Raw genomic sequence first — 12391 nt, forward strand, 5'->3', positions numbered from 1 at the left:
CGTGTGGAGGCCCCGAGAGGGCACCCCGCGGCCCGGCGGGGGCCCGCTATTGACTTCCGACGCCGCGACCGGCCGGTCCCGACCCCCCGGCGCGCATTTTCAGGAGATGACAGATGAAGGACTTAGAGACATTGCAGACCTCGCGGCGGGCCTTTCTGGGGCTGGCGGCCGGCGGGCTTGCCACCGTGGCCGCGGTTCGCCCGGCCGAGGCGGTGAAGGTGCAGACCAAGGCCCGCATCGTGATCATCGGCGCCGGGGCCGCCGGCACCGCGCTGGTCAACCGGCTGGTGGGCCGGCTCGACGGCGCCGACATCACCATTCTCGACCCCAGTGCGGTGCATCTCTATCAGCCCGGGCTGTCGCTGGTGGCGGCGGGGCTGAAACCGGCCGCCTATACCCGGTCCGAGACCGCCGAATGGCTGCCGAAGGGCATCACCCTGATCACCGAGGGCGCCGCGGCGGTCGATCCGCTGGCCAAGACGGTCGCCACCACCGGCGGCCAGTCTTTGCCCTATGACTTCCTGATCGTCGCGCCGGGCCTGGTGCTGGATCACGACGCCATCGAGGGCTTCTCGCTGGATCTGGTCGGCAGCAACGGCATCGGCGCGCTCTATGCCGGCCCGCAATATGCCGCCAAGACCTGGGAGGCGGCGCAGAAATTCACCGAGGAAGGCGGCGTGGGCCTGTTCACCCGGCCCGCGACCGAGATGAAATGCGCCGGTGCGCCGCTCAAGCACACCTTCCTGATCGAAGACATCGCCACCCGCACCGCCGGCCCGGGCAAGCACGAGATCCATTACGCCTCGAACAACAACAGCCTGTTCGGGGTGCCGATCGTGTCGGAAAAGGTGCGGATGCTGTTCGAGAGTCGCGGCATCACCCCGCAGTACAGCCATGTGCTGAAGGCCGTCGATCCGGGGCAGAAGCGCGCCACCTTCGCCACGCCCGATGGCGACACCGAGATGGACTATGACTACCTGCATGTGATCCCGCCGCAGCGCGCGCCCGAATTCGTGCGCCAGTCCGGGTTGAGCTGGGCCGACAAATGGACCGATCAGGGCTGGGTCGAGGTCGATCAGAAGACCCTGCGGCATCTGCGCTATCCGGAAATCTTCGCCCTGGGCGATGTCGCCGGGGTGCCCAAGGGCAAGACCGCCGCCTCGGTCAAATGGCAGGTGCCGGTGGTCGAGGATCACCTGGTTGCCGCCATCGACGGGCGCGAGGGAACCGCCATCTACGACGGCTATACCTCCTGCCCGCTGATCACCCGCGTCGGCCGGGCGATGCTGATCGAATTCGACTATCACAACAACCTGACACCGTCCTTCCCGGGCGTGATCGCGCCGCTGGAAGAGTTGTGGATCAGCTGGCTGATGAAGGAGGTCGCGCTGAAGGCGACCTACAACGCCATGCTGCGTGGCAAGGCCTGAGGAGGGCAGATCATGGAACAACTGACTTTCGAGACGATGATCGCCGTGTTCGAGGAAATCTTCGGGCGCGTCCTGTTCTGGGCCATGGTCGCGGCAGCTGTCGTGGTGACGGTCGCCTATCTCTATGTCCTGATCCGCGACCGGTCGATGTCGATGCGCAAGTTCCTGCTGGCGCAGCTGTCGATGCCCTTCGGCGCGGTGGCCGCGGTGGTCTTCGTGATGGCGATGACGCATTCCAGCCTGAGCGACATGGGGGGCGCGATCGACGTGATCGTGCTGCTCGGCATCGCCGCCATGGGCGCCGCCGGTTCGGCGATCCTGGTCTACACCGCGCAGAGCCTGTTCCGCGGGCCGAAGGAACCCTGACGACAACCGGCCGGGGCGGCGGGCCATGCCGGCGTCCCGACCGGCCGCGCCCGGTCATCACCGACTGGTGAAGAGACCGGGCTTCCCCCATTGATCTGCATCAATGTGACTTGTCGGACGGGGTCTAACCTTTCCTCGGTGGCGCCCGAGCGCCGTAACCGGGGATTGGAGGGTTCGCATGCAACCGTCGAAGGAACAGTCACTGTGGATGTATGAAACCATGATGGTCAGTCGGCGCTTCGAGGAAGCGATCGAGAAGATCTATCTGGAAGGCAAGACACCCGCATTCAACATGGCCAGCGGCCCGATTCCGGGCGAGATGCACCTGTCGAACGGGCAGGAGCCGGTCGCCGTCGGGGTCTGCGCGCATCTCGAGGCCGATGACACCGTCACCGCGACCCACCGCCCGCACCATCAGGCCATTGCCAAGGGCGTGGACCTCAAGAAGATGGCGGCCGAGATCTTCGGCAAGGCGACCGGGCTTTCGGGGGGGCGCGGCGGCCACATGCACCTGTTCGATCCCTCGGTGCATTTCGCCTGTTCGGGGATCATCGGCGAAAGCTGCGGTCCGGCCTGCGGCGCCGCCCTGTCGCGAAAGCTGCAAGGCAAGCCGGGGGTCGCGGTCGCCTTCCTGGGCGAAGGCGCGGCGAACCAAGGGGCGTTCCACGAGGCGCTCAACCTGGCCGGGGTCTGGAAACTGCCGGTCGTCTTCGTCATCGAGGACAACTCCTGGGGCATCTCGGTGCCGAAGTCGGAAGCCACCGCCGTGGCGCGCAATGACGTGCGGGCGGCGGGCTACGGGATGCCGGGCCACTACATCCCCGGCAACGATCCCTATGCGATCTTCGATATCGCCGGCGAGGCGATCGCGCGGGCCCGTGCCGGCAAGGGTCCGACCCTGATCGAGGTCGAGACCTACCGTCTGGCCGGGCATTTCATGGGCGATGCCGAGCAGTATCGCCCCAAGGGCGAGAAGGACGCGCTGTTCGCCAAGGACCCGCTGCCGAAGATGCGCGAGCGCCTGCTGGCCGAGGGCATGGCGGCCGGGGAGCTCGACGAGATCGAGAAGCGGGCCGAGGCACGGGTCGCCGAGGCGATCGACTTTGCCCGCGACAGCGCCCCGGCGCCGGACAGCGATGCGCTGACCGCAGTCTTCGTCTGATTTTCCGACTTCCACCGCGAGTGGTATGAAAGGATCATAGCCATGCTTGACCAACCGACAAACGAACGCCGCCTGACCATCGCCCGCGCCATGGCCGAGGCGATGCAGCAGGAAATGCAGCGCGACCCCTCGGTCTTCGTGATGGGCGAGGATGTCGCCGGGTTCGGCGGCATCTTCGGCAATACCCGTGGCCTGTTCGACGAATTCGGCAAGGAACGGGTCCGCGACACGCCGATTTCCGAAACCGGCTTCATCAGCGCCGCCGTGGGCGCCGCGATGGACGGGATGCGGCCGATCGTCGAGCTGATGTTCGTCGATTTCTTCGGCGTCTGCTTCGATGCGATCTACAACCAGATGGCCAAGAACACCTATTTCGCCGGCGGCAATGCCTCGGTGCCGATGGTGCTGATGACCTCGACCGGCGGCGGTTATTCCGACGCCGGCCAGCATTCGCAATGCCTCTACGGCACCTTCGCGCACCTGCCGGGGATGAAGGTGGTCTCGCCCTCGAACGCCTATGACGCCAAGGGGCTGATGACCGCCGCGATCCGCGACGACAACCCGGTGGTCTACATGTTCCACAAGGGACTGCAGGGGATGGGCTGGCTCGGGACCGAGCCGCGGGCGACCGTCAACACGCCGGAGGAAGGCTATACGGTCGAGATCGGCAAGGCCAAGGTGGTCCGCGAAGGCACCGACGTGACGCTGGTCGGGCTGGCGATGGGCGTGCACAACGCGCTGAAGGCCGCCGACAAGCTGGCCGAGGAGGGCGTCAGCGCCGAGGTCGTCGATCTGGTGTCGCTGGTCCCGCTGGACCGCGAGACGGTGATCAACTCGGTCGCCAAGACCGGCCGACTGATCGTGGTGGACGAGGACTATCACAGCTACGGCGTGTCGGGCGAGATCATCGCGACGGTGACCGAGCACGACATCTCGAAGCTGAAAGCCTCTCCGGCGCGGGTCACCTTCCCGGATGTGCCGATCCCCTACGCGCGCAACATGGAGCAGTTCTGCCTGCCCAATCCGGACAAGATCATCGCTGCATACCGCAACATGTAGCAGGTGTCGGACAACGGAAGGAGCGCGCGCATGGCGACCGATGTGAAAGTGCCGCAGGATCTGTGGCAGGACGACAGCATGGAAGCTGTCATCACCAACTGGCTGGCCTCGGACGGGGCGACGGTGAAGAAGGGGGCGCTTCTGGCCGAGATCATGGTCGAGAAGTCGCAGTTCGAGGTGGCCGCGCCCGCCGACGGGGTTCTGAAGATCACCCGTCAGGCCGACGCCATCGTGCGCAAGGGAGACGTGATCGGGCAGATCACTTGAGCGAGACGGCGGCGCCCGGTCCGGTGCGGGAAATGCCCCTGGCCGAGGCCCTGGACTGGGAGGCGGCGCGCCTGGCCGATATCGCCGAGGGGCGCGCCGCCGCCGCTGCCCTGCTCTGGTCCTGCGAACCGGCGCTGGTCGCGCCGAAGCGGCTGGGCGGGTTGCCCGGATTTGCCCGCGCCGGCGCCGCGGCCGCCGAGGCCGGGTGGCCGGTGCATCTGCGCGCCACCGGCGGGGATCTGGTGCCGCAGGGGCCCGGGGTCACAAACCTGACGCTGCTGTTTCGTGCGCCGCCCGGGCCGGCCCCCGGGCTGGACGATGCCTACCGGCACCTGACCGCGCCGATCCGCGCGGCCCTTGCCGATCTGGGCATCGACTCCTGCCACGGCTCGGTGCCCGGGGCCTTTTGCGATGGCCGGTTCAATGTCACCGTCGCGGGCCGGAAATTTGCCGGAACCGCGCAGCGCTGGCGCCCTGTCGCGGCCGGGCACGCGGTGCAGAGCCATGCGATGATGCTGATGCGCGGCCCGGACCCGGACATGATCGCGACGCTGAACCGGTTCTACCGCGATTGCGGGATCGACCGGCGGATCGAGGCCGCGGCACATGTCGGATTGCACGACCTGGCCGGGCCCGGACAGGCCGATGCCATGCAGGGGCGCTTCCTTGCCGGCCTTGCCGAGCGGGTGCTGCCGCGATCGCGGTTTCGTGCTCGGCGCGGTTAGGCAGCTAACAGCGTCCCGGATTGATTTGCGGCAGGGAGCAACCTGTCGAGGACATCAATTCCGAAATCGCCCTCGACCGCAAATCGAGGAGAAAGACATGTCAACACCATCTCCATCGGATGCGCCCGCCAAGGCGCATCGTTTCACGGTCTGGGGCGTCGCCCTGATGACCGCCGCCGCCGTTCTCAGCCTGCGCGGCCTGCCGATGATGGCCCAGGAAGGGCTGACGATGTGGTTCTACATCGGCTTCGCGACGCTGTTCTTCCTGATCCCCGGTGCCTTCGTCTCGGCCGAGCTGGGCGGGATGTTCACCCGGGACAAGGGCGGCGTCTACACCTGGGTCAAGGAAGCCTTCGGCAGTTCCTGGGGGCTTGCCGCGGTCTGGCTGCAATGGATTCAGAATGTTGTCTGGTACCCGGTGGCCCTAGGCTTTACGGCGGGGGCGCTGGCCTATGTGGCCGGGCGGCCCGATCTGGCCTCCAGCCCGTTCTTCAATTTCGCCGTCGTGGTCGTCGTCTATTGGCTGGCCACCTTGATCGCCATGTTCGGAGAGAAATCCTATGGCAGTTTCAGCCAGTGGCTCTTCGTGCTCGGCACCGTCCTGCCGGGTCTGTTCCTGATGGTCCTCGCGGTGGTCTGGATTGCGCTCGGCAATCCGATCGAGCTGATTTCGGCCTCGGCCGTCGTCACCGATGCCACCTCCAGTGCGGGCCATCAGGTGCACCCCTGGCTGCCGCAGATATCGGGTCTCGGCTCGATCGCCTTTCTTGCCGGTACGGTCCTGCTGTTTGCCGGGGTCGAGGTGCAGGGCGTGCGGGCGGGCCAGATGAAACGCCCCTCGCGTGAATTCCCCGAGGCGATGATCCTGGCCGCGATCATCGTCTTCGTCATCTTCACCTTCGGTTCGCTGGCCATCGCGACGATGTTCCCGGTCAAGGAGCTGAGCCTGACCGCCGGGATCATGCAGGCCTACAAGGCCGCATTGGACAAGTTCCATCTCGGCTGGATGGTGCCCGTCATCGCCGCCTTCCTGGCGGCCGGGGCCCTGGGCCAGATCGTCACCTGGATCGGCGGGCCGAGCCGGGCCCTGTTGCAAACCGCCGAGAACGGAGAGATCCCGCCCCATTTCGCGGTCACCAACCGGTCCGGGGCGCCGAGGATGATCCTTCTGCTCCAGGCGCTGATCGTCACCGTTCTGGGCAGCTTCTACCTGATCTTCCCCAACCCTTCGGCGGCGTTCTATCTTCTCAGCGCGATGACGGTGTCGTTGTACCTGCTGATGTATCTGATGATGTATGCCGCCGCGATCCGGCTGCGCTACACTGCGCCCGATGCCGAGCGGCATTTCCGCGTGCCCGGCGGGAGCCTGGGGATGTGGCTGATCGCCGGCTTCGGCTTCCTCGCCGTGGCCTTCGCGCTGGTCGTCTCGTTCTTCCCGCCCAGCCAGGTGCCGGTCGGGTCGCCGATGCTCTACACCGGGCTGGTGATCGCCGGGCTGGTGGTGTTCGGCGCCGCGCCCTTCCTCATCCATGCCGCGAAGAAACCCGAATGGGTGCAGCCCGCCGCCTCTCCCGAGGCCGCCGGCTGAACCCCCTGCGGGCGGCCCTGCAAGGGGCCGCCCACCGGAATGTCACCAATCGAAGGATCACCTCCATGTCTCTTCACCGCAGAAACGACATCCGCGACGCCCTGCTCGACGATGTCTATGCCTCTCCCGACCTGTCGCATTCGCTGCCCAAATACCGGATGCCGGCCGAGGAACGCGAACCGCGCCATGCCTATGCGCTGATCCATGACGAGCTGATGATGGACGGCAACGCGCGCCAGAACCTGGCCACCTTCTGCACCACCTGGATGGAGCCCGAAGTGCGTGCGCTGATGGCCGAGAGCGTCGACAAGAACATGATCGACAAGGACGAATACCCGCAGACCGCCGAGATCGAGTCGCGTTGTGTCCACATCCTTGCCGATCTGTGGAACTCTCCCGAGGCGGCCGACACGATGGGCTGTTCGACCACCGGATCGTCCGAAGCCGCGATGCTGGCCGGGATGGCGCTGAAATGGCGCTGGCGGGATCGGCAGCGCAAGGCCGGCAAGCCGGTCGACAGGCCCAATCTGGTGACCGGGCCGGTGCAGGTCTGCTGGCACAAGTTCGCCCGCTACTGGGACATCGAGCTGCGCGAAATCCCGATGCAGGGCGAGCGGCTGCTGATGAGCCCGGAAACCGTGCTTGAACGCTGCGACGAGAACACCATCGGCGTGGTGCCGACGCTGGGCGTCACCTTCACCGGCCAGTACGAGGACGTGAAGGGGGTGAGCGATGCGCTCGACAAGCTGCAGGCCGAGACCGGGCTCGACATCCCCATCCATGTCGATGCGGCCTCGGGCGGTTTCCTGGCGCCCTTCATCACGCCCGAGCTCGAATGGGATTTCCGCCTGCCCCGGGTCAAGTCGATCAACGCCTCGGGGCACAAGTTCGGCCTGGCGCCGCTCGGTGTCGGCTGGGTGGTCTGGCGCGACAGCGCCGAACTGCCCGAAGACCTCATCTTCCGGGTCAACTATCTGGGCGGCGACATGCCGACCTTCGCGCTGAACTTCTCGCGCCCCGGGGGAGAGATCATCGCGCAATACTACAACTTCCTGCGGCTGGGTCGCGAAGGCTACCGCAAGGTGCAGCAGGCCTGCCACGACATCGCCTTCCGGCTGTCCGAGGCGATCGACCGGATGGAGCTGTTCGACATCATCCACGACGGCGGCACCTCGGGCATCCCGGCGGTGTCCTGGCGGTTCAAGCCCGATGCCCATCCCGGTTTCAGCCTCTACGATCTGGCCGACCGGCTGCGCACCCGCGGCTGGCTGGTGCCCGCCTATTCCATGCCGCCGGACCGTGAAGACCTCGTGGTGCAGCGTATCCTGGTGCGGCACGGGTTCAGCGAGGACATGGGCAACCTGCTGATCGAGGACATGCGCGCCGCACTGGCGCATTTCGAACGGCATCCGGTCGGGGTGCCGCTGACCGCTTTCGAGACCGGCAGTTTCGACCACAGCGGCCGCTAAGGCATCGCCCCGCCAGGGCCGGCCCCTGGCGGGGTGCTCCGTTCCCGGACCGGGGGGCACCCGGAAGCGACGTTTTGTCCCCGGCGGCCCCGATCGGTTTCATTTTCCCGCAACGCTCCTATGCTGGCCGCCGAGGCTGTCGCGGGAGAATTCCCTGACCCACTGGCACTATGAACGCATCGACCCGCTTGCCGGGGTTCCAGAGCCGGCGCTGTCGGAACTCCGGGCAAGGGCGACCCGGCTGACCGTCAGCCGCGGCCGGACCATCTTTGCCCCGAACCCGGCCCCGGATGCGGTCTTCATCCTCGAGACGGGGCTGGTCCGGATCTACCGGCTGTCCGAGGAGGGCCATGAATTCACCCTGAATTTCGTCAAGCCCGGCGAAGTCTTCGGGGAAATGGCGGCGTTCAGCGATCAGCCTTGCGATAACTTCGCCCAGGCGATCGATCGCTGCATCGTCCTGAAAGTGCCCGTGCCGGCATTCTCGGAACTTCTGCGCAGCGTGCCCGAGCTGTGTTTTTCCGTCACCCGGCAGATCGTCCAGCGCTTCAAGCGGGTCATGATCCGCACCGAAGACCTGGTGTTCCGCTCGGTCGCGGCGCGGCTGGCGGATGTGCTGTTGATGCTGAACGAGGATTTCGGCGACGAGCTGCGCGGCCGCCGGTTCATCCGGGTGCACCTGTCGCAGACAGAGCTTGCCACCCTGGTCGGGGCCTCGCGCCCCAGCACCAACCAGGCCTTCAAGCAATTCCGCGAACAAGGGCTGGCCACTTTCGAGAAGGGCCATGTGGTCATCCTCGACCTCGAGCGGTTGCGCCGCCTGGCGCATGACGACGCCTAGCCGACCGGCGCCTTCGGGCGTCGCGGCTAGCGCGGGTCGATCGGCGTGGTGATGGTCGCGTCGAGTTCGGACTCGATGAAGGCGGCATAGGAAAGCAGGTCATGCTCGGCACGGGGCCGCGCCACGACCTGCAGGCCGACGGGCAGACCCTCGGCGGTGAAGCCGCAGGGCATGGACAGCGCCGGCGCGGTGGTCAGGGTGATCGCATAGGCGATGGCCAGCCAGTCGATGTAGGTCTCGAATTCATGGCCGGCGCAGCGCTCGACATAGCGGTTCTCGATCGGGAAGGGCGGCACGATCGTTGCCGGGGTCAGCAGCAGGTCGAAGTCGTCGAAGAACGCGACCGTCCGCGCCACCATTTCGGCGCGTTGTTCTTCGGCCTTCAGGTGTTCGGCGGCCGTCAGCTTCAGCCCCTTCTCGACGTTCCAGACCATTTCCGGCTTCAGCAGCTCGGGGAAATCCCGCAGCTTCTGCGCGTGCGAGGCGGCGAAGTGGAAGGCGCGCAGGGTCTGGAAGGCCTCATGCGCCTCGGAGAGGTCCGGATGGGTCTCTTCCACCAGCACCCCGTCCCCGGCGAGCTTCTCCGCCGCCGCCCGGCAGATGGCCGCGACCTCGGGATCGACCGGGGTGATGCCCAGATCGGCGCTGAAGGCGATGCGCCGCGGCATCCGCGGCTGGCTGGCGTGCTCGCGATAGCTCAGTGAGAGACGCGGCAGCGAACGCGGATCGGCCGGATTTTCGCCGCACATCGCATCGAGCAGCAGGCCGGTGTCGGCGACGTTTCGGGCCATCGGACCGTCGGCGGCCAGCAGGTTGTCCACCAGCGTGCCGGGGTCGCGGGCCACTCTGCCGGGGGTCGGGCGCAGACCGACGATCCCGCAGAAGCTTGCCGGGTTGCGCAGCGAGCCGCCCATGTCATTGCCATGCGCGACCCAGGCCATGCCGGTCGCCAGCGCCACCGCCGCCCCGCCCGAGGACCCGGAGGCCGAGCGGCTGCGGTTCCACGGGTTCAGCGTCGCGCCGAATACCTCGTTGAACGTGTTGCCGCCGGCGCCGAATTCCGGCACCGCGCTCTTGCCATAGACCACGCCGCCCTCGGCCTCGATATTCTGCACCAGGATGTTGGAGCGTGCCGGAATGTGGTCGGCATAGATCGGAGAGCCATGCGTGGTGCGCACGCCCTCGACTTCGGTCAGATCCTTGATCGGCAGCGGCATTCCCGCCAGGCGTCCGCGTTCCCCGGCCGGCTTGTCCATCAGCCGCCGCGCGCAATCGCGGGCACGATCGAAGCACAGCGTCGGCAGTGCATTCACGCCGGGATCGACCGCGGCGATGCGCGCCTCCAGGGCATCGAGCAGATCGAGCGTGGTGATCTCTCCCTGCCGGAGGGCGTCGACGATGGCGCAGGCGGTGCGGTCGATCAGTTCGGGACGGGACGACATGGGGGCGGCTCCTGGGAGATGGCGGATGGGCGAACGGCTAGACGGCGAAATCCTTCGATTCCGGCAGCGTCTGGCCGCCGTCCACGATGATCGACGTGCCGGTGATGTAGCACGCATCGTCCGAGGCAAGGAAGGCGACGGCATTGGCGACATCTTCCGGGTCGCCCAGCCGGCCGAGCGGGACCGCCGCGCTCATGCTGTCGATGAAGGCCTGGGTGCGCCCGGCCTTGAGCCCTTCGGTCAGGATGTTGCCGGGCTCGACCGAATTCACGGTGATGCCGAGCGAGGAATACTCGATCGCCGCCGTGCGCACGAAGCCGTTGATCCCCGCCTTGCTGGCCGCATAATGCGCGTGGCCGGGGCTCGACACGCGCGGGCCGGTGATCGAGGAGATGAAGATCAGCCGCCCGCCGCCGCCCGCCGCCATCGGATCACGCGCGGCCCGCGCGGTCAGGAATGCGCCGCGCAAATTGACGCCCAGCACCGAGTCCCATTCCTCGGCGCTGATGTCCTGGATCAGGGTCCAGGGATAGATTGCCGCGTTCTGCACCAGGATGTCGAGCCGGCCGAAGCTCTGCATCGCCCTGTCCACGATCGTGGCCGCGGCATCGGGTTGGGAGATGTCCACCTCCACCGCCATGACCCGGTCGGCGGGTCCGATGGAGGCCGCCGTCTTGCGGGCCAGGTCGATATTGGTGTCGCCGAGGATGACCCGGGCGCCTTCGTCGAACAGGCGCTTTCCGATCGCCGCACCGATGCCGCGCGCCCCGCCGACCACGATCGCGACGCGGTCGATCAGCTTCGCGGGGCGCAGATACTCGGCGGTGCTTGCCGGCTCGGTGTTCAGGGTCATGTTGGCTCCAGTGGATGGCGTGGAATTCTAGCGGCTCGGCTCTGCCTCTGGCCCGGGGGCGAGCTCGACCAGACGGCCCTCGCGGATGCTCTCGTCGGCGGCCAGCACGATGCGCATGCTGTCGACGGCGCGGCGCATGTGCTCGGACATGTCGCGGTCCTCGCGGATCGCGTCCAGCAGGGCCTGCTGCTTGCGGTCGCAGATCTGGTCGTGGGTCAGCGCCTCGTCGATCTCGATGTCCTCGTCGCCCTCGACGAGTTCGTTTCCGGGGCCGAGCGCGGCATGGTGCAGGCGCAGCGGCCGGATTCTGGAATGGGTCGAGATTTCCGACGAGGTGGCCTGGGTTGCGCCTTTCGGCGTCGGCGGCACGGTTTCGGGCGACAGCACGCTGACCGAGCCTTTCGGGCCGATGATGTCCTTCACGATGAAGGCCGACTGGCTGATCATCGGGCCCCAGCCGGCCTCGTACCAGCCGACCGAGCCATCGTCGAAGATCACCTGCAGCTGACCGTAATTGTACATGCCGGGCGGGATGTCCTCGGTCAGCCGGGCGCCGATGGCATGAACCCTGATCGGCCGCGCCCCGGTCATGGCGCACATCGCATCGACATAGTGCACGCCGCAATCGACCACCGGTGAAGAGGATTCCATCAGGTCGCGATGCCAGTTCCACGCCGGGCCAATGGATTGCTGGTTGAGGTTCATCCGCATGACCAGCGGTTTGCCGAGAGTCCTGGCAAGCGCCTCCATCCTGATCCACATCGGGCTGTGCGGCGGCGAAATGCCGACCAGCAGCTTGCGGTCGGCCCGCCTGGCCGCAGCCACGACGCGCTCGGAATCCTCGACCGTCTGCGCGATCGGCTTTTCGAGAAAGACATGCGCACCGGCCTCGAAGGCGGCGATGGCGAATTCGGCATGGGTGTTCGGCCAGGTGCAGACCGCCACGACATCCGGCCGCACTTCGGCAAGCGCCTGGTGGAAATCGGCGAAACGCGGGATCTCGGCCCAGGCCTCGGGCAGATCGTCGCGCCCGGCGATGCTGCGCGCGCAAAGGCCGGCAAGCCTGTATCCGTCGAGCCGGTCATAGGCCCTGGCATGGGCAAGCCCCATATGCCCCAATCCGACAACCAGAACTTTCAACTGCTGGGTCATGGCGTGACCTTCCGTCTGTCCTGCGACCGCGCAGCGG

12 protein-coding genes are annotated in these 12391 nt (G+C 66.9%); 9 read left to right on the plus strand and 3 right to left on the minus strand.

Features of this window, described 5'->3' with window-relative positions; genetic code table 11:
• Positions 1-113: 113 nt before the first annotated feature.
• The 9 genes from NUW50_RS00120 (at position 114) to NUW50_RS00160 (ending at position 8907) form a co-directional block, all read left to right on the plus strand.
• Positions 114-1430 (plus strand): NAD(P)/FAD-dependent oxidoreductase, encoded by a 1317-nt coding sequence (locus tag NUW50_RS00120; RefSeq protein ID WP_258287016.1) that lies wholly within the window; start codon positions 114-116, stop codon positions 1428-1430.
• A 12-nt stretch (positions 1431-1442) separates the two neighbouring features.
• The gene (locus NUW50_RS00125) at positions 1443-1796 is read left to right on the plus strand and encodes a DUF5368 domain-containing protein (RefSeq protein ID WP_258287017.1); all 354 of its coding nucleotides are present in this window, start codon (positions 1443-1445) and stop codon (positions 1794-1796) included.
• Between the two features lie 178 nt (positions 1797-1974).
• Entirely contained in the window at positions 1975-2958 is a 984-nt protein-coding gene (locus NUW50_RS00130) for a thiamine pyrophosphate-dependent dehydrogenase E1 component subunit alpha (protein ID WP_258287018.1), read from the plus strand.
• 42 nt (positions 2959-3000) lie between these two features.
• Positions 3001-4017 (plus strand): alpha-ketoacid dehydrogenase subunit beta, encoded by a 1017-nt coding sequence (locus NUW50_RS00135; protein WP_258287019.1) that lies wholly within the window; start codon positions 3001-3003, stop codon positions 4015-4017.
• Positions 4018-4047: 30 nt separating this feature from the next.
• Positions 4048-4284: a lipoyl domain-containing protein gene (locus tag NUW50_RS00140; RefSeq protein WP_258287021.1), complete on the plus strand. Its 237-nt coding sequence runs from the start codon at positions 4048-4050 to the stop codon at positions 4282-4284.
• Positions 4281-5009 carry a lipoyl protein ligase domain-containing protein gene (locus tag NUW50_RS00145; protein ID WP_258287022.1) on the plus strand — a complete coding sequence of 243 codons (729 nt, stop codon included), beginning with the start codon at positions 4281-4283 and terminating at the stop codon, positions 5007-5009. The genes NUW50_RS00140 and NUW50_RS00145 overlap by 4 nt, the downstream gene beginning before the upstream one ends.
• 97 nt (positions 5010-5106) lie before the next feature.
• The gene (locus tag NUW50_RS00150; RefSeq protein WP_258287024.1) at positions 5107-6597 is read left to right on the plus strand and encodes an APC family permease; all 1491 of its coding nucleotides are present in this window, start codon (positions 5107-5109) and stop codon (positions 6595-6597) included.
• A gap of 65 nt (positions 6598-6662) precedes the next feature.
• A complete protein-coding gene (locus NUW50_RS00155; RefSeq protein ID WP_258287025.1) occupies positions 6663-8066 on the plus strand; it encodes a glutamate decarboxylase in 1404 nt (467 codons plus the stop codon).
• Positions 8067-8307: 241 nt separating this feature from the next.
• Positions 8308-8907 carry a Crp/Fnr family transcriptional regulator gene (locus tag NUW50_RS00160; protein WP_258288278.1) on the plus strand — a complete coding sequence of 200 codons (600 nt, stop codon included), beginning with the start codon at positions 8308-8310 and terminating at the stop codon, positions 8905-8907.
• Between the two features lie 26 nt (positions 8908-8933).
• Here NUW50_RS00160 and NUW50_RS00165 read toward each other — a convergent pair whose 3' ends face one another.
• From NUW50_RS00165 to NUW50_RS00175, 3 genes are read right to left on the minus strand one after another with little or no spacing between them, the layout of a single operon-like run.
• The gene (locus tag NUW50_RS00165) at positions 8934-10349 is read right to left on the minus strand and encodes an amidase (RefSeq protein ID WP_258287026.1); all 1416 of its coding nucleotides are present in this window, start codon (positions 10347-10349) and stop codon (positions 8934-8936) included.
• 37 nt (positions 10350-10386) lie between these two features.
• The gene (locus NUW50_RS00170) at positions 10387-11202 is read right to left on the minus strand and encodes an SDR family NAD(P)-dependent oxidoreductase (protein WP_258287027.1); all 816 of its coding nucleotides are present in this window, start codon (positions 11200-11202) and stop codon (positions 10387-10389) included.
• Between the two features lie 27 nt (positions 11203-11229).
• Complete coding sequence (locus NUW50_RS00175; protein WP_258287028.1) at positions 11230-12354, minus strand: Gfo/Idh/MocA family protein; 1125 nt, start codon at positions 12352-12354, stop codon at positions 11230-11232.
• Positions 12355-12391: the final 37 nt, after the last annotated feature.

The sequence above is a fragment of the Frigidibacter sp. ROC022 genome, assembly GCF_024723735.1.
Lineage (GTDB): Bacteria > Pseudomonadota > Alphaproteobacteria > Rhodobacterales > Rhodobacteraceae > SLM-1.